21 protein-coding genes are annotated in these 25,999 nt (G+C 69.8%); 11 read left to right on the top strand and 10 right to left on the bottom strand.

The window, feature by feature from the left end:
• Positions 1–22: 22 nt before the first annotated feature.
• The 6 genes from ACZ63E_RS24935 to ACZ63E_RS24910 all read right to left on the bottom strand — a co-directional run bounded on the left by ACZ63E_RS24935 (position 23) and on the right by ACZ63E_RS24910 (position 9,556).
• Entirely contained in the window at positions 23–2,416 is a 2,394-nt protein-coding gene (locus tag ACZ63E_RS24935) for a DNRLRE domain-containing protein (RefSeq protein ID WP_465338504.1), read from the bottom strand.
• An 81-nt stretch (positions 2,417–2,497) separates the two neighbouring features.
• Complete coding sequence (locus ACZ63E_RS24930; RefSeq protein ID WP_465338503.1) at positions 2,498–4,969, bottom strand: LamG-like jellyroll fold domain-containing protein; 2,472 nt, start codon at positions 4,967–4,969, stop codon at positions 2,498–2,500.
• A 28-nt stretch (positions 4,970–4,997) separates the two neighbouring features.
• Positions 4,998–5,972, bottom strand: a complete 975-nt coding sequence (locus ACZ63E_RS24925) for an ABC transporter permease (protein WP_465338502.1) — start codon at positions 5,970–5,972, stop codon at positions 4,998–5,000.
• Positions 5,969–6,931: an ABC transporter permease gene (locus tag ACZ63E_RS24920; protein WP_465338501.1), complete on the bottom strand. Its 963-nt coding sequence runs from the start codon at positions 6,929–6,931 to the stop codon at positions 5,969–5,971. The genes ACZ63E_RS24925 and ACZ63E_RS24920 overlap by 4 nt, the downstream gene beginning before the upstream one ends.
• Complete coding sequence (locus ACZ63E_RS24915; RefSeq protein ID WP_465338500.1) at positions 6,924–8,480, bottom strand: sugar ABC transporter ATP-binding protein; 1,557 nt, start codon at positions 8,478–8,480, stop codon at positions 6,924–6,926. The genes ACZ63E_RS24920 and ACZ63E_RS24915 overlap by 8 nt, the downstream gene beginning before the upstream one ends.
• Positions 8,480–9,556 (bottom strand): ABC transporter substrate-binding protein, encoded by a 1,077-nt coding sequence (locus tag ACZ63E_RS24910; protein WP_465338499.1) that lies wholly within the window; start codon positions 9,554–9,556, stop codon positions 8,480–8,482. The genes ACZ63E_RS24915 and ACZ63E_RS24910 overlap by 1 nt, the downstream gene beginning before the upstream one ends.
• A gap of 154 nt (positions 9,557–9,710) precedes the next feature.
• Between ACZ63E_RS24910 and ACZ63E_RS24905 the strand changes: the two genes are divergently transcribed.
• Positions 9,711–10,712 carry a LacI family DNA-binding transcriptional regulator gene (locus ACZ63E_RS24905; protein WP_465338498.1) on the top strand — a complete coding sequence of 334 codons (1,002 nt, stop codon included), beginning with the start codon at positions 9,711–9,713 and terminating at the stop codon, positions 10,710–10,712.
• A 3-nt stretch (positions 10,713–10,715) separates the two neighbouring features.
• Here ACZ63E_RS24905 and ACZ63E_RS24900 read toward each other — a convergent pair whose 3' ends face one another.
• Positions 10,716–11,075 (bottom strand): hypothetical protein, encoded by a 360-nt coding sequence (locus ACZ63E_RS24900; RefSeq protein ID WP_465338497.1) that lies wholly within the window; start codon positions 11,073–11,075, stop codon positions 10,716–10,718.
• Between the two features lie 266 nt (positions 11,076–11,341).
• Complete coding sequence (locus ACZ63E_RS24895) at positions 11,342–12,493, bottom strand: AAA family ATPase (protein ID WP_465338496.1); 1,152 nt, start codon at positions 12,491–12,493, stop codon at positions 11,342–11,344.
• A gap of 179 nt (positions 12,494–12,672) precedes the next feature.
• Between ACZ63E_RS24895 and ACZ63E_RS24890 the strand changes: the two genes are divergently transcribed.
• From ACZ63E_RS24890 to ACZ63E_RS24860, 7 genes are read left to right on the top strand one after another with little or no spacing between them, the layout of a single operon-like run.
• The gene (locus tag ACZ63E_RS24890) at positions 12,673–14,679 is read left to right on the top strand and encodes an alpha-galactosidase D (protein ID WP_465338495.1); all 2,007 of its coding nucleotides are present in this window, start codon (positions 12,673–12,675) and stop codon (positions 14,677–14,679) included.
• A gap of 13 nt (positions 14,680–14,692) precedes the next feature.
• The gene (locus tag ACZ63E_RS24885) at positions 14,693–15,637 is read left to right on the top strand and encodes a carbohydrate ABC transporter permease (RefSeq protein WP_465338494.1); all 945 of its coding nucleotides are present in this window, start codon (positions 14,693–14,695) and stop codon (positions 15,635–15,637) included.
• A gap of 8 nt (positions 15,638–15,645) precedes the next feature.
• Positions 15,646–16,527, top strand: coding sequence for a carbohydrate ABC transporter permease (locus tag ACZ63E_RS24880; RefSeq protein ID WP_465338493.1), 882 nt, complete (start codon positions 15,646–15,648; stop codon positions 16,525–16,527).
• Positions 16,527–18,815: a glycosyl hydrolase family 95 catalytic domain-containing protein gene (locus ACZ63E_RS24875; protein WP_465338492.1), complete on the top strand. Its 2,289-nt coding sequence runs from the start codon at positions 16,527–16,529 to the stop codon at positions 18,813–18,815. Before ACZ63E_RS24880 ends, ACZ63E_RS24875 begins: the two co-directional genes overlap by 1 nt.
• Complete coding sequence (locus tag ACZ63E_RS24870) at positions 18,815–19,774, top strand: acetylxylan esterase (RefSeq protein ID WP_465338491.1); 960 nt, start codon at positions 18,815–18,817, stop codon at positions 19,772–19,774. The genes ACZ63E_RS24875 and ACZ63E_RS24870 overlap by 1 nt, the downstream gene beginning before the upstream one ends.
• Before the next feature lies 1 nt (position 19,775).
• Positions 19,776–21,131, top strand: coding sequence for an ABC transporter substrate-binding protein (locus tag ACZ63E_RS24865; RefSeq protein WP_465338490.1), 1,356 nt, complete (start codon positions 19,776–19,778; stop codon positions 21,129–21,131).
• A gap of 31 nt (positions 21,132–21,162) precedes the next feature.
• A complete protein-coding gene (locus tag ACZ63E_RS24860; RefSeq protein ID WP_465338489.1) occupies positions 21,163–21,831 on the top strand; it encodes a GntR family transcriptional regulator in 669 nt (222 codons plus the stop codon).
• A 184-nt stretch (positions 21,832–22,015) separates the two neighbouring features.
• On the opposite strand, the gene ACZ63E_RS24855 is transcribed toward ACZ63E_RS24860, so the two are convergent.
• A complete protein-coding gene (locus tag ACZ63E_RS24855; protein ID WP_465338488.1) occupies positions 22,016–22,570 on the bottom strand; it encodes a snapalysin family zinc-dependent metalloprotease in 555 nt (184 codons plus the stop codon).
• Positions 22,571–22,745: 175 nt separating this feature from the next.
• On the bottom strand, positions 22,746–23,237 hold the full coding sequence (locus tag ACZ63E_RS24850; RefSeq protein WP_465338487.1) for a winged helix-turn-helix transcriptional regulator: 492 nt from the start codon (positions 23,235–23,237) through the stop codon (positions 22,746–22,748).
• 102 nt (positions 23,238–23,339) lie between these two features.
• Between ACZ63E_RS24850 and ACZ63E_RS24845 the strand changes: the two genes are divergently transcribed.
• The 3 genes from ACZ63E_RS24845 to ACZ63E_RS24835 all read left to right on the top strand — a co-directional run bounded on the left by ACZ63E_RS24845 (position 23,340) and on the right by ACZ63E_RS24835 (position 25,998).
• On the top strand, positions 23,340–24,044 hold the full coding sequence (locus ACZ63E_RS24845) for an SDR family oxidoreductase (protein WP_465338486.1): 705 nt from the start codon (positions 23,340–23,342) through the stop codon (positions 24,042–24,044).
• Between the two features lie 127 nt (positions 24,045–24,171).
• Complete coding sequence (locus ACZ63E_RS24840; protein ID WP_465338592.1) at positions 24,172–24,735, top strand: TetR/AcrR family transcriptional regulator; 564 nt, start codon at positions 24,172–24,174, stop codon at positions 24,733–24,735.
• Positions 24,736–24,834: 99 nt separating this feature from the next.
• Entirely contained in the window at positions 24,835–25,998 is a 1,164-nt protein-coding gene (locus ACZ63E_RS24835) for a cytochrome P450 (protein ID WP_465338591.1), read from the top strand.
• Position 25,999: the final 1 nt, after the last annotated feature.

Here is a 25,999-nt window from a genome sequence, read left to right as displayed (position 1 = left end):
GTGGCCGTCACGGCGCCCGGTGTCAGATCGCCAGCGAGGTTCCCCGGGCCGACGAGCCGGTGTTCACGTAGACGGAGAAGCTGGTTCCGGTCTCCTCCGTGCGGGTGCCCGCCGTGTTCGTGCTCCAGAACCGCAGCTGCACGGACGACCCGTTCGGCTGGTCGGCCGGCACGTCGAAGCCGATCGTCGCCGTGCCGTCGGGGCCGGGCGCCACCGTCGTCTCCGGGCCGGAGCCGAGCGCGTACCCGTAGGAGGCGAGGTTCGCCTGCACCGGCGTCAGGGTGCACTGGATGTGCTGCCCGGGTGACACGGACCAGCCGGGGACGTCACACGAGAACCGCGGCGCCGAGTAGTTGACGTAGAACGTGTAGCCACCCTGCTCGGACACCGAGCCGTCGGCGAACTTGGTGGTCACCCGAACGCCGTTGATGTAGGGGACCGTCGGCGCGAAGACGACGCTCGCGGTGCCGTCCGGCCCCGCGGCCACCGTCCCGGAGGGACCGTTGTCGAAGGCGTAGGTGTAGCTGACCGCGCCCGGCACGGGCGAGGAGAACACGAACGTGCCCGGGCTGCCGACCGCGCCGGTCATGTCGCCGCCCTCCGGGTACTCCGCGCTCGTCACCTTCGGCTTGTTCGAAGCGACCGAAACGCTCACGCCACCCCAGCCGGAGTTCTGGCCCGAAGCGGTGGTGGTGTAGCCGTAGAGCGAGCCCGAGAACGACGTCGTCGGCGTGATCGTGACGGTCGCGGTGCCGTCCGCGTCGAGCGGCACGGTGACCCATTCGCCGTCGTTCCAGTGGTAGGTGAACGACACGGACCCGGGCAGCACGGCGTGGGCCCGGAACTGCGCGGGCAGACCCTGGATCGGGTTAGCGGTCAGCGACTCGACCTCCGGCTCGCCCGGCTCGACCAAGACCGCTTCGGTGCTCTCCGACGTCAGGTAGCCGTCGGCGAGCTTGGCCTGCACGGACAACTGGACGTAGGTGAGCTGCGGATCGGTCGGGGTGACCTGCACGGTCGCCGTCCCGTCGGCGCCGGCGGCCACGGTGTCCTCCGGCTGGTCACCCAGGTGGTACACGTACGCCGTGACCGGGGTGCTGCCGACGGGCGTGAAGGTGCACGTCCGCGTCACACCGACGTAGTCGTCGAACGGCGCGCAGGTGACCCCGGGCTGGTTGGAAGCCACCCAGAACCGGTAGCCGGCCGAAGGCGACTGGTTGCCCGCCGCGTCGACGGACACCGCGCCGATGCTCACCGGCCCGCTGCTGCGGGGTGCGTACCGGACGGTCGCCTTGCCGCCCTTGCGGTCGGCGGCGACGTACCCGCCGTCCCACTGGAAGCCGACGACGTCCTTGTCCCCCTTGGCGTCGAACACGAACGTGCCCGGCACGCCGGTGCCGCCGGTGCCCGGGTACTCGTAGACGTAGTCGGGCGAGGTGATCACCGGGGCCGCCGCGGGCGGGGTGAAGTCCGTGGTGAACTTGCAGGTCCCGCTCCACGGTCCCCAGACACCCTGGTAGTCCTTGCCCCGCGCCTGCCAGACGTAGGTGACGCCTTCGGTGAGGAACGAGTCCGCGTCGGTCCAGATCTCGCCGTTGAAGCCGGCGCCCATGTTGCCGATCGTCTTGCGCTGGTCCGGCGCGTCGGCGGGCCAGAACGCGAACTCCCCGTTGATGATCGAGTCGTCCCCGTCGGGCACGGTGGCGCTCAGGTGCGGGCGCGAGACGACGAGCGGTTTCGCCGTGCACGCCTGGTAGTTGACGGTCAGCCCGGACGGCTTGCCCGGCACCTTGTCGAAGGTGAGCCCGAGCACCGCCTTCGGGTCGTACTCCCGGCCGAGCGCCAGGTCGTTCTGCTGGTTGTCAGGCAGCCGCACGACGAACGTCGCCGTGGTGCGGCCGGCGTCGAGCGCGGCCTGGATCGCCGCGGTGACCGTCCACGTCACCTTCGGCGACGGGCACGAGGAGTCGATGTACGGGCCGGTGGCCTTGACGAGCTCCGCCGGCTGGCTGTTCCAGGTCGGCTTCTTCGCCGGGTCGGTCAGCCAGACCTCGGTCGACCGCGGGTGGGAGCAGTCGGTGACCGCGGTTTCGCCGATGCTCACGTACGCGCGCTCGAGCGGGTTGCCCTTCAACGCGGAGATGTCGAAGGTGAAGTAGGACTTGGACACGTGGTTCGTGCCGCCGGCGTAGACGTGCGCGCCGACCGGCGCGTTCCCGCGCGGGTTGACGAAACTCGCCTTCGGCGTCGCCGAATCGACGTAGGCCCACGACGAGGCCGCGGTCTCGGTGACCGTCTGCGCCGAGGCCGGGCTCGCGGTGAGCACCGCGGCGCCGGCCGCGACCAGCGTCGTGACGAGTGTGAGGACGCCCGCTCTGGCGGGCCGGAACGATCTTCGAGAGCCCAAAAGGCTCACCCCCTGTGCGTGTGCACCCGGTGGCCGCGGACTACGGCCATACCGCTATCGCACACGCACAGGGGGTGTTACCGGTTGCCTTTACTTCCCGCTGGAGTACAACGCGCTCACGTCCGCGTCGGACAACGTCCGGTCGTAGACGTGGACCTGGTCGACCGCGCCGTTGAGGTAGTCGACCGGGCCGCCGCCGTACTTGCCGCGCCCGATCACCGTGTGGCCGGTGGACGGGTCACCGAGGCAGACGCTCTTCGTCGCGGCCAATTGGCCGTCCACGTACAGCTTGAGCGTGCCCGCGGCCGCGTCGCGGACGCCGACGACGTGGTACCAGCGGTTCGCTTCCGGAGCCGTGGGCGCCAGCGCCCGCGTGCCCACGAAGCTCATCGCGAGCCGGTGGTCCGCGCCCGAGTACTGGAGGAAGAAGGCGCTGGTGCTGTCGCCGTCCTGGCTGACGATCGTCTGGAAGCCGTCACCGACGGCGGTGAACTTGACCCAGGCCGCCGCGCTGTAGCTGCCTTCGGTGTTCACCAGGGTCGCGTTCGTGTCGGCGAACTGGCCGGAACCGTTGACGGCCAAGGCCGAACCGCTCTTGCCCTCGGTCCAGGACGCGCCGCCGACGAGCGTCGCGTCGTGGTCGCCGACGGAGTCCGCGGCCGTCGTGCCGGTGTTCTCGTCGAACCCGTACGCCGCGATGCCGTCGATGCCCGGGGTGCCCGCGGGCACCGAAGGCCCGGCCACCGGCTTGCCCGTGGCGCCCTTGATGACCGCCTCGTTGGCCGCGCGGACCGCCGCGAAGTCCATCTTCTTCACCTGCCGGTCGTAGGTGAAGAAGCCGTTGACCTCCTTCTCGACGTCGGTGGTCTGCGTGTAGACGCCGGCCGAGACACCACACCGCTGGGCGACCAGCAGCAGGCGCTGCTGGAGCTCGCCGTAGCGCCGGGTCAGCGTCGCGCTGTCGGGCTCCATCTCGTAGGCGAAGCTGCCCGCCGGGTCGAACTCGTGCCCGGCGACCTTCAGGCCGAGGCCGCCGTACTCGCCGTCGACGGCCGCGCGGGTTCCGGTCTGCACCGGCGTTCCCGGCCCGGTGTAGGTGTGGTCGTCGTAGATGTCACCTTTGCCGCTGTCCGGTTCGGACCGGCAGCAGTTGACGCCGGACTCGGCGTTGACCAGCCGGGAGGGATCCCATGACTTGACCTCGTCGGCGATCCGGCCGACCTCGTAGTCACCCCAGCCCTCGTTGAACGGCACCCACGTGACGATCGACGGGAAGCTGCGGTGCTGGTCGATCATCCGGTGCATCTCGGACTCGTAGTTGACGCGCGACGCGGGCGTCGGCTCGACGTCGTCCTTCATCGCCGGCATGTCCTGCCAGACCATCAGGCCCAGCTTGTCGGCGTAGTAGTACCAGCGGTCCGGCTCGACCTTGATGTGCTTGCGCACCATGTTGAAGCCGAGCGCCTTCTCCTGCTGCAGGTCGAACTTCAGCGCCGCGTCGGTCGGCGCGGTGTAGATGCCGTCCGGCCAGAAACCCTGGTCGAGCGGGCCGACCTGCATGACGAACTTGCCGTTGAGCAGCATCCGCTGCTTGCCGTCGGCGGTCTTGCCGACGCTGATCGACCGGAGGCCGAAGTAGGAGCCGACTTCGTCTCCTCCTGCCAGGCGCACGCGCAGGTCGTAGAGGAACGGGTCGTCCGGCGACCACAGGTGCGGCCGGTCCACCTTGAGCTTCAACGGCTTGTTCGCGTCACCGGACACCCGCCCGACCGGGCGGCCGTGGTCGTAGGCGATCGCTTCGACGCGCTGCTTGACCGGCCCGCCGACCACGGCGTTCACCGTGACCGAGCCGCTCGCGACGTCCGGTGTCACGTCGAGGCGGTCGATGTGCGCGGACGCCACCGGCTCCATCCAGACGGTTTGCCAGATGCCGGACGACGGGGTGTAGAAGATGCCGTCGCCGGGCTGGCGCTGCTTGCCGATCGGCTGCCCGCCCTGGTCGTTCGGGTCCGCGACGCCGACGACGATCTCCTGCGTCTTCTTGGTGGTCAGCGCGTCGGTGACGTCGACCGACCACGCGTCGTACCCGCCGGTGTGGCGGCCGACGGTCTTGCCGTTGACGATGACCGTCGCGTCGTAGTCGACGGCCTGGAAGTGCAGCTGCAGCCGCTGTCCCTTGCCGATCTGCCAGTTCTTCGGCACCTCGAACGTGCGGCGGTACCACATGTTCGTCTCGTGGCGCATGATCCCGGACAGCGCGGACTCCACCGGGTACGGCACGAGGATGCGCTCTCCCAGCGACTTGCCGACCGGAGCCGCTTCGCCGGGTTTGGCCGAGGCGAACTCCCAGACACCGTTGAGGTTCTGCCACTTGTCGCGGGTCAGCTGTGGTCTCGGGTAGTCGGGGAGGGCGTTGGTGGGGGAGACCTCGCCGGTCCACGGTGTGCTCAGCGGTGGGGTGAGCCGCTGCCACTGCGGTGGCGAAGCGGCCTGGGCTGTCGGGACCGTGAGTCCCGTGAGGGCCAATGCCAGGACGGCGGCCCAGCGGGCAGGGCGGAACATCGTTGAACCTCCTGGTAGGGGACAGGGGTCAGCGGGTTCGGGAGCGCGCCAAGAGGCGCTGGATCACCACGACGACGAGCAGGAAGGCCCCGCTCACCACCGTCTGGTAGTTGGAGTCGAGGGTGCCGATCTGGTTGATGACGTTCTGGATGAGCGTGCGCAGCAGCACGCCGACGAGCGTGCCGATGATCGTGCCGGCGCCGCCGGTGAGCAGCGTGCCGCCGATGACGACGACCGAGATCGCGTCCAGCTCGGTGCCGACGCCGATCACGGTGACGCCGGACTGCAGGTACGCGGCGGTGAGGATGCCGGCGAACCCGGCGAGCGCGCCGCTGAGCGTGTAGAGGCTGATCTTGGTGCGGGCCACCGGAAGGCCCATCAGCATCGCGGAGTTCTCGGCGCCGCCGATGGCGAACACGGACTGGCCGAACCGGGTGCGGCGCAGGAGAAGGCCGCCGAGGGCGAACAGGATCAGGGTGATGTAGACCGGGACGCCGATGCCGAAGATCGTGCCCTGGCCCAGCCAGAGGAACGCCGAGCCGGGCTCGACCTTGTACGTCGTCGAGCCTTCGGACGTCAAGGCCAGCAACAGTCCCCGGGCGAACAGCAGCGTCGCCAGCGTGACGATGAACGGCGCCATCCCGGTGCGGGCGATGAGCAGGCCGTTGACCAGTCCGATCGCCGAGCACACCGCCAGCGGCAGCAGGATCGCCACGACGAAGCCGTACTGCGCGCCGTACGCGGCGAGGACGCCGCCGAGCGCGTAGTTCGAGCCGACCGAGAGGTCGATGCCGCCGGAGATGATCACGAACGTCATGCCGAGGGCGATCACCGCGAGGAACGAGCCCTGCAGCACGAGGTTGCGGAGGTTGTCCGGGGAACCGAAGTGCGGGAAGGCGAACCACGAAGCGAAGATGCCGAGCACGAGGACGACGGCCGCGCCTTGGCGCTGCAGAACCCCGGCGAAGGCCGCGTTGCGGGCCTGGGTCTGGGTCGCGGTCATTTGCTGCTCCGCTCGCGTGCGACGTAGACCGCGACGACGATGATGGCCGCCTGGACCATCTGCGCGGTGGAGTCCGGCAGGTTGTGCTTGATCAGGGTGGCCTGGACGAGCTGCATGAGCAGCGCGCCGAACACGGTGCCGAGCACGCGGACCCGGCCGCCGGTCAGCGGGGTGCCGCCGACGACCACCGCGGTGATCGCGGACAGCTCCATGAGCAGGCCGACGTCGCTCGGGTCGCTGGCGGCCAGCCGCGACGTCGCCAGCACGCCGGCCACCGCGGCCAGTGCCCCGGAGATGACGTAGACGCTGATGAGCACCCGCTTCACCGGCAGGCCGGCCAGGCTGCTGGCGGCGCGGTTGCCGCCGACCGCGACCAGGTGCCGGCCGAACGTCGTGCGCTGCACGACCAGCCCGGCCAGCACCGCGAGCACGCCCGCGACGATGACCATGATCGGGACGCCGAGGAAGTCGCCGGTGCCGAGTTCCAGGAAGTCCTGGTTGTGCAGCTGGACGAGCTGGCCGTGGGCGATCACGAGCGCGAGCCCGCGCCCGCCCACCAGCAACGCCAGCGTCGCGATGATCGGCTGGATCCCCAGGTAGGCCACCAGATAGCCGCTGAAGAGGCCGGACACGATGCCCGCGATCACGGCGACGATGACGGCCATCATCGGCCCGGCCCCGAGGTAGAGCGGGATGAGCGCGGCGGCGATCGACATCACCGAGCCGACCGACAGGTCGATGCCCTCGGTGCCGATCACCAGCGCCATGCCGAGCGCGACGATGCAGACCGGCGCCGCCTGCACCAGCTGCGTGCGGAAGTTGGCCGCGGACAGGAAGTTCTCGGTGAACAGGACGTTGAACAGCAGCAGCACGACGACGGCCAGGTAGACGCCGTAGTTCTGCAGCCACGCGGTGACTTTCGCGCGGTCGGGGGTTCGGGTCAGGGTGGCGCTAGACATCGTTGTCACCCTCAGCTGCGATAGCGGTCAGGACGTTCTCCTCGGTGATGCCCTCGCCGGTCAGCTCCCCGACGACCGAGCCGTCACGCAGCACGACCACGCGGTCGGAGCCGTCGATCAGCTCCTCCAGCTCGGACGAGATGAGCAGCACGCCGAGGCCTTCCTGCGCGAGCTCGTCGATCAGCGCCTGCACTTCGGCCTTGGCGCCGACGTCGATGCCGCGCGTGGGTTCGTCGAGCAGCAGGATCTTCGGGCCGGTGGCGAGCCAGCGGGCGAGCAGCACCTTCTGCTGGTTGCCGCCGGACAGCTCGGACACCTTCTGCTCCGGGCTCGACGCCTTGATCCGCAGGCGGTCCATGAAGATCTTGACCACCTTGTCCTGCTTGGCCTTGCTGACCAGGCCGAACGGCGAGAGCGTCGGCAGCGCGGCGAGCACGATGTTCTCGCGGACCGACAGGTTCGGGATGATCCCGTCGGTCTTGCGGTCCTCGGCGAGCAGCGCGATCCCGGCTCGCATGGCGGCCTTGATCTTGCCCTTGCGCAACGGTTTCCCGGCCAGCAGCACGCTTCCGCCGTCCAGCGGGAAGGCGCCGACGATGGCCCGCGCCGTTTCGCTGCGGCCGGAGCCGAGCAGCCCGGCGAGGCCGACGACCTCGCCGGGCCGGATGCTCACCGAGACGTCGTGCAGCCGCCGCATGCCGCTCAGGTTTTCGGCTTTGAGCAGTGGCTCGCGTTCGACGTCGTGTTCCTCGCCGAACGCCGTGACGCCCTCTTCGCGGATCTGCTTGATCTCCCGGCCGAGCATCTTGGACACCAGCTCGATGCGCGGCAGGTCCTTCAACGGTCCACTGTGGACGACCCGGCCGTCGCGCAGCACGGTGACGCTCTGGCAGACCCGGTACAGCTCGTCCATCCGGTGGCTGACGTAGATGATCGCGATGCCCTCGCCGTGCAGGCGGTTCAGCACCTCGAACAGCGTCTCGACCTCACGCGGCTCGAGCGACGACGTCGGTTCGTCCATGATGACGACCTTGGCGTCGGTCGAGACCGCGCGGGCGAGCGCGACCATCTGCTGCGCGCCGACCGCCAACGTGTGCAGCGGGCGCTTGACGTCGTCGTGGATGCCGTAGCCCTTGAGCAGCTCGCGGGCGTCGGCGTACATCTTCGACCAGTCGACCAGCCCCGCCCTGGTCCGCGGCTCGCGGCCGAGGAAGACGTTGCCGGCGATGCTCATCAGCGGGACGAGGTTGACCTCCTGGTAGATCGTGGAGATCCCGGCCCGCTGCGCGTCGATCGGCTGCTTGAACGTGACGGGCGCGCCGAGGTGGCGCACCTCGCCCTCGTCCGGCTGGTAGACGCCGGTGAGCACCTTGATCAGCGTGGACTTCCCGGCGCCGTTCTCGCCGACCAGCGCGTGGACCTCGCCGGGCCGCAGCGCGAAGCTGACGTCGTCGAGCGCGAGGGTGCCGGGGAACCGCTTGGTCACCCCGGCCACCTCGAGCACCGGTGCGGTCGTCATGGCGACGTCCTCTTCGGTGGCTGCCGTCATCAGTACGCGTTCCCGACCTTCTGCGCGGCGTTGGTCTCGTCGTACTGGTCGTCGGTGATCACGATGCTGGCGGGGATGGCCTCGCCGCTCTCGAACTTCTGCAGCGTCTGGAAGGCCAGCGGGCCGAAGCGCGGGTTGGACTCGATCACGGCGTTGTAGCTGCCGTCGGCGATGAGCTGCACGGCGTTGCGGGTGCCGTCGACCGAGACGATCTTGACGTCCTTGCCCGGCGCCTTGCCCGCGGTCTTGAGCGCGTTGACCGCGCCGACGCCCATTTCGTCGTTTTCGGCGTAGACGGCGGTGATGTCCGGGTGGCTCTGGATGAGCTGCTCCATCACGGACTGGCCCTTGGAGCGGTCGAACTCGCCGGTCTGCTCGACGACCACGGACAGGCCGGGCGTCTTCGCGAGCTCGTCCTTGAAGCCCTGGGTGCGGTCGGTGGTCACGTTGTTGCCCGAGGAGCCGAGCAGGATGGCGACCTTGCCGTTGCCGCCCGTCGCCTTCGCCATGGCCTGCGCGGCGCGCTTCCCCTGCTCGACGAAGTTCGAACCGATGAAGGTCAGGTAGTCGGTGCAGGCCTGCGACGTCACCTTGCGGTCGATGGTGACGACCGGGACCTTCTTGGCCTTCGCCGCGTCGAGCGCGGGCTGGAGGCCGTCGGAGTTCAGCGGCGCGACGACGAGCAGCTGCGCGCCCCGGTCGAGCATCGACTTGATGTCGCTGATCTGCTTGTTCAGGTCGCTCTGGGCGTTGGTGACGAGCAGCTTGTCACTCGCGATGCCGAGCTTGGCGGCTTCGTCGCGAATGGACTGCGTCTCGGCGATCCGGAAGGGGTTGGCTTCCTTTTCGGACTGGGAGAAACCGACCACCGCGGTTTTCAGGTCGACCTTGGCGTAACCGGTCTTGTCGAGCGTGCAGCCGTCGGCGCTGGGGGCGGCGGACTGCGCGGACGCGGCCGGCCCGCTCCCGTTCGAGGGGGCGGCGGGCGTCTCCTCACGGGAGGTGCAGGAGGTGAGGGTGAGCGCGGCGGCGGCCGCGGTGACCAGGACCAGGCGGGGACGGGTGGACAGCGGCACGGTGACTCCTCGGGCAGCGACGGTGGGGCCCGCTCACCGGGGTGATCGGAGTCACCGCGGGAGCCTTGAGGTACTTTTTACATCGTTGGAACAACGTTGTAAACCGGCAAAATGTCGCTATGCTTCGTGCTCACCACCGGAGAAGGAGCCGCCCGTGACCGTGACGCTCAAAGACGTCGCCACGCTCGCCGGAGTGTCGGTGAAGACGGTGTCGAACGTGGTCAACGGCTATGCCTTCGTGAAGCCGGAAAACCGGCGGCGCGTCGAGGAAGCCCTGGCGGCGACCGGGTACCGGCCCAACGTCGGCGCGCGCAACCTGCGCCGCGGCCGCACGGGGTTCCTGGCGCTGATGGTGCCGGAGCTGTCGATCCCGTACTTCGGCGAGCTGGCGGGGCTGGTCATCACGGCGGCGCAGCAGCGCGGCTGGAGCGTCCTGATCGAACAGACGCAGGGAACGCGCCAGCGCGAGCGGGCGACGCTGTCGTCACTCGGCCCGCACCTGGTCGACGGGGCGCTGGTGCACCCGGAAGCCCTGGAGGCGGCGGACTTCCCGTCCCCGGGCGAGATCCCGCTGGTGATGCTGGGCGAGCACGCGGTCGACGTCCCGATCGACCACGTGGCGATCGACAACGTCCTGGCGGCGCACACGGCGGTGTCCCATCTGACGTCGCTGGGCCGCCGCCGGATAGCGGCGATCGGCCGCAACCCGGCCCGCGGGACGTCTTCCCAGCGTCTGGCGGGGTACCGGTCGGCGTTGTCCGAGGCGGGACTGTCCTATTCGGACGAGCTGGTGGCGCCGGCGGAGAAGTGGCACCGCTCGGTGGGAGCGGCGGCGATGCGTTCGCTGCTGGCGCTTCCTTCGCCGCCGGACGCGGTGTTCTGCTTCAACGACCTCCTGGCGATCGGCGCGCTGCGGGCGGTGGCGGAGCTGGGCCTGCGGGTCCCGGAGGACGTGGCGATCGTGGGCTTCGACAACAACGAAGAGAGCGCGTTCTCCCTCCCGGCGTTGACCACGATCGCCCCGGACAAAACGGCATTGGCCGAGGCGGCGATCGACCTGGTCCACCGGCGGATCACGGGGGACAAGACCCTGCCGGCGCAGGACATCCAGACTCCGTTCGCGCTGGAGATCCGGGAGAGCACCAAGGGCCGCTGAGCGTCAGCAGGGCGCGACGGCCCCGGTCGTCCCGACCGCGCACCAGCCGGGGTGGGTCGCGAGCCAGGCGTCGCGCTCCCGGTCGACGTCCTTCTGAGACAGCCCGCGGGCCGCGTTCAGGCAGCCGCCGGTCTGGCAGTCCTCGGCCTTGGGCCGGGTCGTCTTGGGCGCGGCCTTCGTCTGCGTGACCACGCTGGTCACTGTTGTGGGCACGGTTTCGGTCGTGGTGGCCGTGACGGTCACCGGCTCGGCCGTGACGGTGACCGTCACGGGCTGAGGAGCCCGCGCGGCGGGCGCGGCAGTGCAGCCACCGGCCAGCACAACGGCGGCCAGCACCCCGGCAGCGGTGACGAAGTGACGCATGGTCGGAACTTTCGGACGCGGCGGACGATCCACCCAGCATCCGCCCCGGCAGTCGAGGTCACCAGGGCCGTTGGACCCAGACGAACCAGCGAACTCACGCACCCAGCAGGACGACTCGCGTACCTGCGCGGACGACTCGCGTACCCGGATGGACGACACCCGTACCTGGATGGACGACTCGATCTGGCTGTGGTCGTCCGCCGTGTCGTCCGGGCAGGTACGCGTGTCGTCCAGTGGGGTACGCGTGTCGTCTGGCTGGGTACGGGTCAGCGGGAGGGCCAGTGCCAGGAGGGGCGGTCCAGGCGTCCCTGGCCGACCAGCTTTGTCTCCCCGGCCTCCTTCTCCAGCTCCAACTCCCCGACCTCGGCGACTTCAGCGAGAGCCCGCGTAAGCAGCGAAGCGTGGGAAACCACCACCACCTGGGTCTCCTTCGCCGCGGTAGCGATCAAAACCGCCAACGCCGGCAGCAGATCCGGGTGCAGCGACGTCTCCGGCTCGTTCAACACCAGGAGCTCCGGCGGCCGCGGAGTCAGCAAAGCCGCCACCCACAGCAGAAACCGCAACGTCCCATCCGACAGCTCCGCAGCGGAAAGCGGACGCAGCAACCCGTGCTGATGAAAACGCAGCGACAACAGACCGTCCGAAGAAACGACCTCCACTCGCGACCCCGGGAAAGCCGCGTCCACCAGCGAAGCCAGATCCGAAGCGCGGCCGATCTCCATAATCGTCTGCAACGCCGCCGCCAGGTCGGCGCCATCCTGGGACAGGACGACCGTGCGGGTTCCCACCACCGACCGGCGGGCCGGGGCCAGCGCATCCGTGCGGAAGTGGTCGTAGAAACGCCACGACCGGATCCGCTCGCGCAGCACCAGCAGCTCCGGGCACGCCCGCGGGTCCGAAAACTCGCTCAGCATGCTGTCCGTCAGCCGGATCGGGAACGTCTCGGCGCCCCAGCCGCCCGAGGCGACGCGCGTGCGGACCGAAGGGCCCGCCCGGTCCGCCAGCAGCGAAGCCGGCCGGAGGACCGGGCCCGACCACACCGCCTCGCGCTTGAACTCCGGGTCGAGGTTGAACATCGTCTCGCCCGGCACCGGGAGCCCCAGGTCGAGGGCGTAGCCGAACTCGTCACCCGCGAAGCCGAGCCGGAGCCCGACCGCCTTCGTGCGCACCGTGCCCTGGACCCGCGCGCCCGGGCGGGCGCCGTTCTCCGGGCCCGCCCACAGCGTTGACGGCAGGCCGCCTTCGCGCGCCAGGGCCGCCACCGCGCCGTTGCGGGACGCGTCCGCCAGCAGCCGCAGCGCCCGGTACAGGCTCGACTTGCCGCTGCCGTTCGGCCCGGTGACGACGGTCAGCGCGGACAGCGGCAGCACCAGGTCGCGCAGTGAGCGGTAGTTCCCGACGGCCAGCGTGGTCAGCATGCCCCGAACCTAGACAGTCCCGGATTCGTCCGATCTCTGTCCGCCCCGGCCGTTGACATCGGGCGATCCCGCCAGCCAGAATCTCCAGTCGTCGATCCTATAGGATCCACGGTTTCCGCGATGGACGCCATGGACCTCGGATGTCTGACGGAGTTCCCACCGACCTCGAAGGAGTGGTCATGGCAGCACGCGGCAGATGGGCCCCGGGGGTCCTCGCCGGCCTGATGGTGGTCGGAGGCCTGCTCACGGCCCCCGCGGCCGAAGCCCAGCCGGAGGCCCCGAAACCAGTGGCCCAGAAACCGGTCGCCCAAACGCCCTACCTGGGCTGGAGCAGCTGGAGCCTCGAGTCGACGAACTACCCCGGTGTCAACCCGACCGGCCCGGCCAGCTGGCTCACCGAAAAGCACGTGCTCCAGCAGGCCGACGTCCTCGCCGCGAAGTTCAAGCAGCACGGCTACACCTACGTCAACATCGACGCGGGCTGGTCGAACGGCTACGACCAGAACGCCCGCCCGGTCGTCAACCCCACGACCTTCCCGGACGGCATGAAGTACGTCGCCGACTACGTCCACAAGAAGGGCCTGAAGCTCGGCTCCTACCTGGCCGTGGGCCTCGACCTCAACGCCTACAACGGCGGCAACTCGCCGATCGCGGGCACCACGAACTGCCACACGCGCGACCTCGTCTACCCCGACCTGCGCAAGACCAACGGCTGGGACTCCGCCTACAAGATCGACTTCACGAACCCGTGCGCCCAGTCCTACGTGGACTCGGTGGCGCAGCTGCTGGCCGGCTGGGGTGTCGACTTCCTCAAGCTCGACGGCGTCGGCCCCGGCTCCTTCAAGGGCGGCGAGAACTACACCAACACCACCGACGTCGAGGCCTGGCACAAGGCCATCGCCAAGACCGGCCGCCCGATGGAGTTCGTCGTCTCCTGGGCGCTCAGCCACCGCCAGGCCGACGTCTGGAAGGCGAACACCAACGGCTGGCGCGTCGACACCGACGTCGAGTGTTACTGCGACACGCTCGTCACCTGGAACAACTCGGTCAAGCAGCGCTGGAACGACGTCGTGCAGTGGATCCCCGACGCCGGTCCCGGCCACTGGAACAACCTCGACTCCCTCGACGTCGGCAGCGGCAAGATGGACGGCATCACCCAGGCCGAGCGCCAGAGCTACATGACGCTCTGGGCGATCGAGGCCGCGCCGCTCTACATCGGTGACGACCTCACGCAGCTCGACGACTACGGCGTCAAGCTCCTCACCAACGACGAGGTCATCGCGGTCAACCAGGCCGGGATCCCGGCCAAGCCGGTGAGCCAGACGACCGACCAGCAGGTCTGGTACAACCGCAACGCCGACGGCAGCTACACGGTCGCGCTGTTCAACCTCGCCGCGACGCCCGCCCGCGTCACCGCGGACCTCGCGCAGCTCGGCATCACCGGCCCGGTCGAGGTCCGGGACCTCTGGGCGCACAAGGAGGCCGGCACCACCTCGGCCGACCTGCCGGTGCACGGCTCCCGCCTGTTCAAGGTCACCCCGCGCGACCGCAACGCCCTCGCGGCCCCGGCGGTCGTGCACGGCACCGCGGCGACCGGCACCAGCGTTTCGCTCGCCTGGGACGCCTCGAAGGGCGCGCAGAGCTACGACGTCTTCGCCGGCAACAAGAAGGTCGCCACGACCACCGGCACCACCGCCACGGTCACCGGCCTCAAGCCGTCGACGAACAACGAGTTCACGGTCGTCGCGAACCAGCGTTACGGCCGGCCGTCCGCACCCAGCAAGAAGATCAGCGTGACGACCACCGCGGCCGACGGCCCGAAGGCGTACGAAGCGGAGAACGGCACCCCGCAGGGCGGCGCCACGGTCTACGACTGCGCCTGCAGCAATGGCAAGAAGGTCGGTTACCTCGGCGGCAGCGGGTACGTCGTGCTGCCGACGGTCACCGTCCAGAAGGCGGGCACCTACCTGCTGCAGATGTCCTATGTGGACGGCGACTCCAGTCGCACCGGCATCGTCACGGTCAACGGGACGTCGTTCCCGCTGCCGGTCGCCGGGAGCAACGACAACGACTGGAACACCCCGCAGGCGACCACCGTCCCGGTGTACCTGCAGGCCGGGGCCAACACGGTCCAGATCGGCAACCAGGCCGGCTACGTCTACGACGTCGACAAGATCACCGTCTGAGAAGGAGGCTGCCGTGGTGGTGACCACGCAACGACCGACCCTGCGGGCCGCCACCACGGCGCCGCCGCCGAAGAACCGCCGCTCCGCCGCCCACCGGAACGACGCGCCCATCGCGTGGCTGCTCATCGCGCCCGCGCTCGCCGGGTTCGCGGTGTTCTTCGCCTACCCGACCCTGCGCGGGCTCTACCTCAGCTTCACCGAGTTCCACGTCCTCACCGCGCCGCGCTGGATCGGCCTGGGCAACTTCCAGGAGCTCGTCGGCGACGCCGAGTTCTGGCACTCGCTGCTCGTCACGATCTACTTCGTCGTGCTCTCGGTGACCCTGGGCGTGCTGGTCTCCCTGGTGACGGCGGTGATCCTGCACCGGCTCGCGGTGTCGGCCACCGTCCGCGGGCTGATGATCCTGCCGTTCCTCATCTCCGGCGTGGTCACCGCGCTGGTCTGGTCGTGGATGCTCGACCCGCAGCTCGGCATCGTCAACGTCCTGATCACGAAGCTCGGCGGCGACCCGGTGCTGTTCTTCGGCTCGCAGGGCTGGGCGGTGCCGACGCTGGCCGGGCTCAACGTCTGGAAGTCCATGGGCTACAACGCGGTGCTGATCTTCGCCGGGCTGCAGACCATTCCGTCCACTGTGTACGAAGCGGGCCGGATCGACGGCGCGAGCGAGCTGCAGATGTTCCGCCGGCTCACCGTGCCGCTGCTGCGGCCGATCCTGGTGATGGTCGTGGTGCTGACCGTGATCAGCTCGTTCCAGATCTTCGACATCGTGCAGGTGACCACCAAGGGCGGGCCGGCGAACGCGTCGAAGGTGCTGCAGATGTACATCTACGACAAGGCGTTCGGCCAGTTCGACTTCGGGTACGCCGCCACCATGTCGCTGGCGTTGTTCGTGCTGCTCGCGGCCGTCACCTTCGCCCAGCTCCGGATGGCTCGCGCCGGCGAGTCCGACACCAACTAGGAGGGATCGTGCGCACGCGTTTCTCCCCGGGCCGGGTCCTCGCCTGGGCGTACCTGGTGCTCGTCCTGGTCGTCACGATCTTCCCGTTCTACTGGATCGTGCGGACCGCGCTGTCGAACAACTACGCGATGGCCACCGACCCGTCTTCGCTGGTGCCGGTGGACCTCACGATCGGCGCGTTCAAACGCGCGCTCGGCCTGGCGACCCCGGCGGAAGCCGCGGCGCAAGGCGGCTCGGGCGCGTCGCTCGACCTGCTGCTGGCCCTGCGGAACTCGGTGGTCTACGCGGCGCTGCTGACCGTCTGCACGGTGTTCTTCTCCGCGCTGGCCGCGTTCGCCTTCGCGCGGCTGCGGTGGGCGGGCCGCAACGCCGTGTTCGCGGTGCTGCTGACCGCGCTGATGGTGCCGCAGGTGCTGACCCTGCTGCCGAACTTCGTGCTGGTCAAGGACCTCGGGCTGCTCAACAGCTTCGGCGGGATGATCCTGCCGACGGCGTTCTTCTCCGCGTTCAACATCTTCTTCCTGCGCCAGTTCATGCTCGGGCTGAGCACCGAGATCGAGGAGGCCGCGATCATCGACGGCGCGGGCCCGCTGCGCGTTTGCTTCCGGATCGTGCTCCCGATGAGCGCCGCGCCGATCGCGACGCTCGCGCTGCTGACGTTCATCAACACCTGGAACGACTACCTCTGGCCGCTGCTGGTCACCAACGACGCCACCGTCCGCCCGCTGACCCTGGCGCTCGCGGTGTTCAAGCAGTCCTCGCCGCAGGCGGCGCTGGACTGGTCCGGCCTGATGGCCGCCACGCTCGTCTCGGCGCTCCCGATGTTGCTGCTCTTCGTGGTGTTCGGCCGCCGGCTCGTCAACTCCATCGGCTTCACGGGACTCAAGTGATGGACGACCTCCTGCTCTCCTGGCCGGCCCCGGCCGCGGAATGGACCGAAGCGATGCCGGTCGGCAACGGCCGGCTCGGCGCGATGGTCTTCGGCGGCGCCGGGCGCACGCGGATCCAGGTCAACGACGCCACCGTCTGGTCCGGCACCCCGCTGGGGCCGGCGTCCGCCTTGAAGGACATCGACGCCGGTCCCGAGCGGCTCGCGGAAGTACGCGAAGCCGTGTCGGCAAAGGACTACCGGCGGGCCGAAGAACTCCTGATGGCCTTCGAAGGGCCGTACAGCCAGGAGTTCCTGCCCTATGTGGACCTCTGGCTGACGCTCCCGGAAGGGACGTCACACGGCCGGACGCTCAATCTCGACAACGGCGTCACCACCGAGCGGCTCACCATCGACGGCCACGACGTCGAGCGCACGACCTGGGTGAGCCGTCCCGCGCAGGTCCTGTGTGTCGCGCTGTCCGGCCCGGTCGAGGTCGACGTCGACCTGTCGACACCGTTGCGCGAGGTGTCGCGTGACGGCCTCGACCTCGGCATCGAGATCCCCGTCGACGGCGCACCCCGGCACGAACCGCAGGTCGAAGAGCCACTGCGGTACGGGACGGTCGAGGGGTACGACCCGTTCGCCGCGGTTTCGGTCCGGGTCGCGCGGACGGAAACCGGCGTCCTGATCGTCCTGGCCAGCTCCACCAGCGCGTACGACGCCTGGATCGGCGACCGCCAGCACACCCGCGACGAGCACCGGCGCCGCGCGGCCGTGCTCGCCGAGCAGGCCCTCAAAACCGGAGCCGCGGAGCTGCGACGGGCGCATGAGGCCGACCTGCGGCCGCTGCTCGGCGCGTCGTCGCTCAGGATCGGGGAGCGCCGCGGTGGCACCCACGACGTCGCCGAACTGCTGTCCGGAAAGGACGATCAGCTCACGGCGACCGTGCTCTTCCAGTACGGCCGGTACCTCCTGGCGAGCGCGTCCCGGCCGGGCGCGCCGCCCGCGAACCTGCAGGGCATCTGGAACGACGACCTCCGCCCGGCCTGGTCGTCGAACTACACGGTCAACATCAACACCCAGATGAACTACTGGGCCGCCGAGACGACCGGGCTCGGCGAATGCCACCTCCCGCTGTTCGACCTGCTCGGGAAGCTCGCGGTCACCGGCGCCGACGTCGCGCGGGAGCTGTACGGCGCCCGCGGCTGGGTCACCCACCACAACACCGACCCGTGGGGCTGGGCCCTGCCGGCCGGGATGGGGCACGGCAACCCGTCGTGGGCGATCTGGGCGATGGGCGGCGCGTGGCTGGTCCAGCACGCCTGGGACCACTACGACTTCACGCGCGACCATGCCTTCCTCGAGCGGACGGCGTGGCCGCTGCTGCGCGGCTGCGCCGAGTTCTGCCTGGACTGGCTGGTCGACGGCCCGGACGGCTTCCTGGAGACGTGCCCGTCGACGTCCCCGGAGAACCTCTTCCTCTCCGAGGCCGGGACGAAGGAGTCGCTGACCTCGTCGGTGACGATGGACGTCGTCCTGATCCGCGCCGTGTTCGAGCGCAGCCTGGCCGCGGCCGAGGCGCTGGGCGCGCACGACCCGCTGTGCGCCCGGATCACCACCGCGCTGCCGCGGCTGCGCCCGCTGCCGGTGCTGCCGGACGGCCGGCTGGGGGAGTGGGCGAGCGACCTCCCCGAGGAGGACCCGGCCCACCGGCACATGTCACACCTGATCGCGCTGTACCCGCTGGGCCGGATCGACGCCGTCGAGGCGCCCGGGCTCGCGGAGGCGGCCCGCCGGGTCCTCGAGCGGCGCGGACCGGGCGCGATGGGCTGGTCTTGGGCGTGGAAGATCGCGCTGCGCGCCCGGCTCGGCGACGGCGAGACGGCGCGGAAGCTGCTGAACGAGGCGGCCCAGCCGTTCACCGGCGACCGCCACCGCGACGCGCCGGTCGACGGCTCCGAGTGGGGCGGGCTGCTGCCCAACCTCTTCAGCACCCACCCGCCGTTCCAGATCGACGGCAACTACGGCTTCCCGGCCGGTCTCGCGGAACTGGTGCTGCAGAGCCGGAACGGCGTGCTTTCCCTGCTCCCCGCCCTGCCGGCGGACTGGCCGTCCGGGGAAGCGCGGGGGCTGCGCGGCCGCGGCGGGCTCGCGGTCGACGTCGAATGGCGTGACGGCCAGCTGCGCTACGCGGTCGTCCGGCGGCTGTCCGGGGACCCGGCCGCGCCGGTGCGCGTGCGTTACCGCGGCCGGGAGACCGAACTGCGGCTGCGGTCCGGCGAATCGACCGTCCTGAAAGGACTTTGATGCTCACCGACCTCGGTCTCGACGCGCTGTGGGAGTACCGCAGCGACTACGTCTCACCACCGGACTTCGACGAGTTCTGGACGTCTACTTTGGACTCCGCGCGAGCGTTCGACCTGGCTTTGGACTTGCGGCCGGTCGAGACGCCGCTGCGGACGCTCGACGTTTTCGACGTGACCTTCGCCGGTTTCGGCGGCCACCCGATCCGGGCGTGGCTGCGGCTGCCCCGGGGGGTCGAGGCGCCGTTGCCGGCGATCGTCCAGTTCCACGGGTACGGCGGCAGCCGGGGCAGCGCGCTGCAGGAGCTGACCTGGGCGTCCGCCGGGTACGCGCACCTGCAGGTCGACGTGCGCGGCCAGGGCGGGGTCACCGCCGATCCGGTCGGCAGCGGACCGGCGTACCCGGGCCACCTGACCCGCGGCATCGAGAGCCGCGAGACCTACGTCTACCGGCGGATCTTCACCGACGCGGCCCGTGCGGTGGATGCCGTGCGCGCGCTTCCGGCTGTCGACCCGGCGCGGGTGGCGGTGCTCGGCAACAGCCAGGGCGGCGGCATCGCGCTCGCCACGGCCGGGCTCGTCCCGGACGTGGCGGCCCTGCACGCGCAAGCGCCGTTCCTCTGCGACTTCCGGCGAGCGAGCCTCGTCGGCGGTGAACGGCCCTACGTCGAACTCTCCCGGTACCTGGCCGACCACCGTGACGCCGTCTCGCGGGTGTTCGACGTGCTGTCCTATTTCGACGGTGTCGGGTTCGCCTCGCGCGCGACGGCCCCGGCCTGGTTCAGCACCGGGCTGATGGACGGCATCGTGCCGCCGTCCACCGTGTTCGGCGCCTACCACGTCTACAAGGGACAGAAACAGCTCGCCGTCTGGGCGTACAACGGCCACGAAGCCGGTGGCCCCGACGACGTTCAGGCGGTACTCGAAGGATTCCGGTCCATCCTGCGTCCACAATGGAGTTGACATGAAGTTTCGCGTAGTGGCGGCCGCCGGCCTGGCGGCGACGCTGGGAGCGCTGGTGGCCGCCTGTGGTGGCGGCTCGGCGAGCGGCAGTGGGAACACCGTCACCTGGTGGACCTGGGACGACAAGCAGGCGGCGGCGTACCAGAGCTGCGCGTCGGCGTTCGAGAAGGCCAACCCGGGCACCACGGTGAAGATCACGCAGTACAATGTGGACGATTACTTCACCAAGCTGACCGCCGGGTTCGTCGGCGGCACCGCGCCGGACGCGTTCCAGAACAGCGTCCAGTACTTCCAGGCCTATGCGTCCCAGCACCAGCTGCTGCCGCTGGACGACCTGATCGCGCGGGACAAGTTCGACCTGAAGAAGTTCTCCGTCGGCGTCGACGCGTGGAAGTTCACCGACGGCAAGCAGTACGCGCTGCCGCTGGACTGGTCGGCGACCGGGCTCTACTACAGCGTCGACGCGATCACGAAGGCCGGGTACACACCCGCGGACCTCGCGAAGCTGACGTGGAACCCCGACGACGGCGGGACGTTCGAGAAGGTCGCGGCGCACCTGAGCGTCGACAAGAACGGCGTGCGCGGCGACCAGCCCGGGTTCGACAAGGACCACGTCGCGACCTACGGCACCGGGCAGCTCGCGTCACGGGACTTCATCGGCGAGTCGACGTGGAGCTCGTTCGCGATGACGACCGGCTGGCGCCTGGCGGACAAGCAGTCCTGGCCGACGAAGTTCAGCTACGACGACCCGGTGTTCGCGAAGACGATGCGCTGGGTGCGGTCGCTGGCCGACCGCGGGTTCGCGCCGAAGATCGGCACGTTCACCACCGGCGGCCAGGCCACGATCAGCGACGTCGACCTGATCGGCTCGGGCAAGGTCGCGATGGAGACGGCCGGCTCGTGGTCGGCCAGCACGTTCGCGAAGCTGCCCGGGGTGAAGGTCGGGATCGCGCCGACGGTGCTCGGGCCGACGGGGAAGCGGGCGCTGCTGTCCAACTCGAACGGCAACAACGTCTGGGCGGGCACGAAGAACCCCGACCTGACGTGGAAGTGGGTGTCGTACATGGGTTCGCCGGAGTGCCAGTCGGCGGCCGGCGCGAGCGGCACGTTCTTCCCGTCGATCCCGGCGTCGATGGACGCGGCGGCGTCGGCGATGAAAGGCCAAGGCGTCGACCTGTCGGTGTTCACCACGATGCTGAAGGACGGCTCGCTCGTCCCGGCGGTGGTCTACGGCAACGGCGCGGCGCTGCAGGACGCGGAGCGGCCGCTGTTCGAGGCGTACTTCGCCCACCAGCGCGACGACGACGTGTTCGCGGAGATGGCGTCGAAGAGCCGCGACGTGCTGGGCAAGCAGTAGCCTGTAGTCACAACACGTGAGGGGAGTCATGGTGGAGGGTCGGCGCCTCGAAGCCCTGCCGAACCGGCAGGTGCTGGCCGACGGCGTCTACGAGCAGATCCGGGCGCTGATCATGAACGACGGCATCGAGCCCGGCGCGCGGGTCAACATCGACGAGATCGCGCGCGAGCTCGGCGTCTCGGGCACCCCGGTGCGCGAAGCACTGGCGCGGCTGGAGTCCGAGGAGCTGGTCAGCAGGCTCCCGTTGCGCGGCTACCGCGTGACGGAACTGCTGAACCGCAAGGAAGTCGACGACATGTACGCGCTGCGGCTGCTGCTGGAGCCCCCGTCGGCGGCCCTGGCGGCGGCGGCGATGTCGGACGCGCACGTGGCGGCGTTGGAAGCGGAGCTGGCGACGTGCCCGACGGCGCCGATCGAGGACGCGTACAGCGACTACAAGGCGTTGACGGCGCACGACGCCCGGCTGCACGAGCTGATCCTGCGCATGGCGGGCAACGTGGCGGTGGAGCAGGCGTTCGCGCGCACCCACTGCCACCTGCACTTCTTCCGGTTGAACTACAACCAGCCGTTCGGGGAGCAGACGATCTCGGAGCACCGCGTGATCGTGGACGCCCTGGTGGCAGGCAACGCGGCCGCGGCCGGCAAGGCGATGACGGACCACCTGGAAGTGGCCCGCGACCGCCTCCTGTCCCGCCTCTGACCCCCGCCCCACGTGATCCAAGGGTCAACACGCGTGACTGAAGGGTCGACACGGCGGCGGAGTCGTGTCGACCCCTCAATCACGCGAGTTGACTGCTCAATCACGCGTGTCGACCCTTCCCGCACGTGCGAAGGCCGCACCGGGAACTCCCGGTGCGGCCTCCCCCGACGACGTCAGACGAACGTCACTTGACCGGCATGGTCACTTCGTAAACGCGGGTCGGCGCCTTGCGCGCGCCGGCGAAGCCGTTGGCCCACAGGGATTCCACCTGCGCGGACTCCTCCGCGTTCGGGTTCGCGTTGGTGCACGACGGGCCGGGGCCACCGCCGGACATCAGCTCGGAGCAGGGGCCTTCGTAGTGGTCCGGCAGACCCAGCGCGTGGCCGGTCTCGTGGGCCGTGATGCGGGTCTGGTTGTACTGCTCCGCCTGGGTGTAGTCGATGAAGATCGTGCCGCTGCCGTGGCCGTCGGTCTGGGCGTACGAGCCGCGCGGGTCGTTGCCCTCCGTGTAGTGCAGCGACGCGCCCGAGGAGCTTTCCTCGAGCTTGACGTTCGACACCGCCGCGTTCCAGTTCGCCGCGCCGGCGTTGATCACGTCGCGGAAGGTGGGGGCGTCCGAGGTGTCGTAGTAGACGACCGTGGCCGCTTCCGGAGCCGCGAAAGCCGGGCCGGCGGTGAGCGGGGTGGCGATCATCGCCAGCGCGACGGCGGCGCCGGGCAGCAGGTACTTCCTGGACATCGGGACGACTCCTTGCCGTGGGGAATTTGCCGGGTTTGCGCGCGCTGGGTGTCGAACTTACGGAACGTCCAAGCGTTTGTGACCCGACTTTCGTACTGCGCTGCGAACGGTGATTTACCAACCATTTCGTCCGGTTGACATGCGCAGCCACGCATACAAGGATGCGCCGCCCGGCTCAGGCGACCGGGTCCGCCAGGGGGATCTCCCCTTCCGACAGCCACGAGCCGCGCCACGCCAGGTCGTCCCTGACCAGCGGTTTTCCGCAGGCGTCACACGTCTCGCCCGGCCGGGTGAGCTGGCCGCACGCGGTGTGGGCGAGCTTCATCGGGCCGGACGACGTCGCCGAGTCGGTGTGCGCGTTGCCCCACGTGCCGAGCGCGTGGATGACCGGCAGGGTGTCCGAACCGGCCTGCGTCAGCCGGTACTCGTGCCGGGTCCGGCCGCCGTCGCGGTAGGGGAGCTTCGTCAGCAGCCCGCGTTCGACGAGCTTCGCCAGCCGGGTCGTGAGCACGTTGTCGGCGATGCCGAGCTCGGTGCGGAAGTCCTCGAACCGGGTGGTGCCGGCGGTCGCGTTGCGCAGGATCAGCAGCGTCCACGGCTCGGCCAGGACGTCGGCGGCGCGGGCGATCGGGCAGGAGGCGTCCTCCCAGGTGATGCGACGGCTCATGACTGTGATCCCTTCGAGCTGACTTGCTCCGAGCAAGTCTACGCCGTACAGTCGGCCGCAGCTAGCTTGCAACGAGCAAGCCAGGTGTGAGAGGAGCTCGTCATGGAGATCACGGGTGCGGTGGCGCTGGTCACCGGAGCCAACCGGGGGCTCGGCCGGCAGTTCGCCGCCGCTCTCCTGGAGCGCGGCGCGGCCAAGGTCTATGCCGCGGCGCGCAACCCCGAGTCGGTCGACCTGCCGGGAGTGGTGCCGCTGAAGCTGGACGTCACCGATCCGGCGTCGATCCGGGAAGCCGCCGCGCAGGCGGGCGACGTCACGCTGCTGGTGAACAACGCCGGGTCGTCCACCGGGGCGTCGCTGCTCGGCGGGTCCATCGAGGACATCAAGCTCGAGATGGACACGCACTACTTCGGCACCCTCGCGGTGACCCGCGAGTTCGCGCCGATCCTGGAGCGCAACGGCGGGGGCGCGGTGCTCAACGTCCTTTCGGTGCTTTCCTGGTTCACCGCGCCGCAGGTGGCCGCGTATTCGGCGGCGAAGTCGGCGGCCTGGTCGCTGACCAACGCGCTGCGCCTCGAGCTGGCGCCGCAGAAGACCCAGGTGACCGCGCTGCACGTCGGGTACATGGACACCGACATGGCCAAGCACGTCGACGAGCCGAAGACCGACCCGGCGGTGGTGGCCGGGCTCGCGCTCGACGGCGTCGAGCAGGGCCGGTTCGAGGTGCTCGCCGACGACGTCAGCCGAAACGTGCGGGCCGGACTGTCCGGAGAGGTCGCCGGGCTGTACCCAGTGTTGCTTTCTTGAGTGTTTTTGCGCCTTTCCCACCCCGGAACACCGGGGTGGGCGCCGCGGGCGTATGAATGGGCGGGTGGCGGAGAAACTCGAAGCCGGAATCGGCCGCAGGAGGAACCGCTGGGGTGAAGGCGAGCGGCTGCGCGGGGAAATCCTGGCGGCCGCCGCTCGTCTCCTCGCCGAGCTCGGCGGCGAGGACGGGCTGACGATCCGCGGGGTGGCGCGCGCGGTCGGCATCGCCCCGGCCAGCATCTACCAGCATTTCTCCGATCGTGCGGAATTGGTGCGCGGACTGCTCGACCACGAATACGCCCGGTTGCGGGAATCGATGCGCGCGGCCGAGGAGACGCTCGGCGAAACCGACGTCGTCGGACGCGTCCGGGCGCAGATTCACGCCTACTGCGCGTTCGCCATGGAGAATCCGGGGCATTACCGCCTGATGCTCGCGAACGGCGCCACCCGGCCCGCGCCCGGGGCCCGTGCGGAAGGCCCGCTGCTCGACGTGATCGACTCGCTGACCGCGGGTTTCGAACGCTGCGTCGAGGCGGGTCACCCGCTGCGCGTGACGCCGGGCCGGGCGGCCGCGATGGTCTTCGTCGGGGCGCACGGGCGGGTCGCGCTGTTCCACAGCGTGCTCAACCGGACCGGCGCCGAGCTGGTCGAGCCGTTTGTCGACGAGCTCGTGACGTTGGTCTTCGCCTGATCGGACCTGTGGCGGGATCGCCGGAAGATGCTTAGCATAGCTATGTAAATTTCCGGCGACTTCGGGAGGTACCCGGTGGACGGCGTTCCCGCGTTTCCGATGACCCGGCGGTGTCCGTTCGACCCGCCGGCCGAGCTGGGCGAGCTGCCGCCGGTGTCGCGCGTGCGGCTGTGGAACGGCAGCACACCGTGGCTGGTCCGGCGCTACGACGACGTGCGCGCGCTGCTGCGCGACTCACGGATCAGCGCCGACTCGGACCGGCCCGGGTATCCGCACCAGAGTGCCGCTTCGGCCGCGCGGCGCAAGCGCGCCAAGTCGTTCATCACCATGGACGGCGCCGAGCACGCGGCCCAGCGCCGCCTGCTCACCGGTGACTTCCTCGTGAAGAAGATGGAAGCGCTGCGCCCGGCGATCCAGCGCATCGTCGACGACCTCGTCGACGGGCTGCTGGCCGGCCCGAAGCCGGTCGACCTCGTGACGGCGTTCGCGTTGCCGGTGCCGTCGCTGGTGATCTGCGAGCTGCTCGGGGTGCCCTACGACGACCGCGTGTTCTTCCAGGACATCACCAAGGTGATGGTGTCGCGGACGGCCACGCCCGAGGAGGCGGTCAAGGCCACCGACGACCTGCTCGGGTACCTCTCCGGCCTGGTCGAGCGGAAGGCGGCGGCGCCGGGTGACGACGTCCTGAGCAAGCTGGCGACGGCGCAGTACGCGACCGGGAAGATGACCGCCGAGGACGTCGCCTCGATGGGGCAGCTGCTCCTGGTGGCCGGCCACGAGACGACGGCAAACATGATCGCCCTCGGCACCGTGGCCCTGCTGGAGCACCCGGACCAGCTCGCGCTCGTGCGGGACGGCGACGCCGACCAGCTGCGCCGTGCGGTCGAGGAGTTGTTGCGGTACTTGAACATCACGCACACCGGACGCCGTCGTGTCGCGGTCGAGGACATCGAGATCGGCGGCGAGGTCATCCGCGCGGGCGAGGGTGTCATCGCGGCCGGCGACGTCGCGAACCGCGACGAGTCGGCGTTCGCCGACCCGGACCGCCTCGACGTGACGCGCGAGGCCCGCCACCACGTCGCGTTCGGCTACGGCGTGCACCAGTGCCTCGGCCAGACGCTGGCCCGGGTGGAGCTGCAGGTGGTGTACGGCACGCTTTACCGCCGCATCCCCGGCTTGCGGCTCGCCGTGCCGCTGGAGGAGCTGGCCTTCAAGGACGACATGCTCGTCTACGGCGTGCACTGCCTGCCGGTGACCTGGTGAC

This window comes from Amycolatopsis sp. NPDC104819 (genome assembly GCF_055583145.1).
The sequence above is the reverse complement of the archived record's forward strand: the minus strand, read 5'-3'. Positions and strand labels throughout refer to the sequence as shown.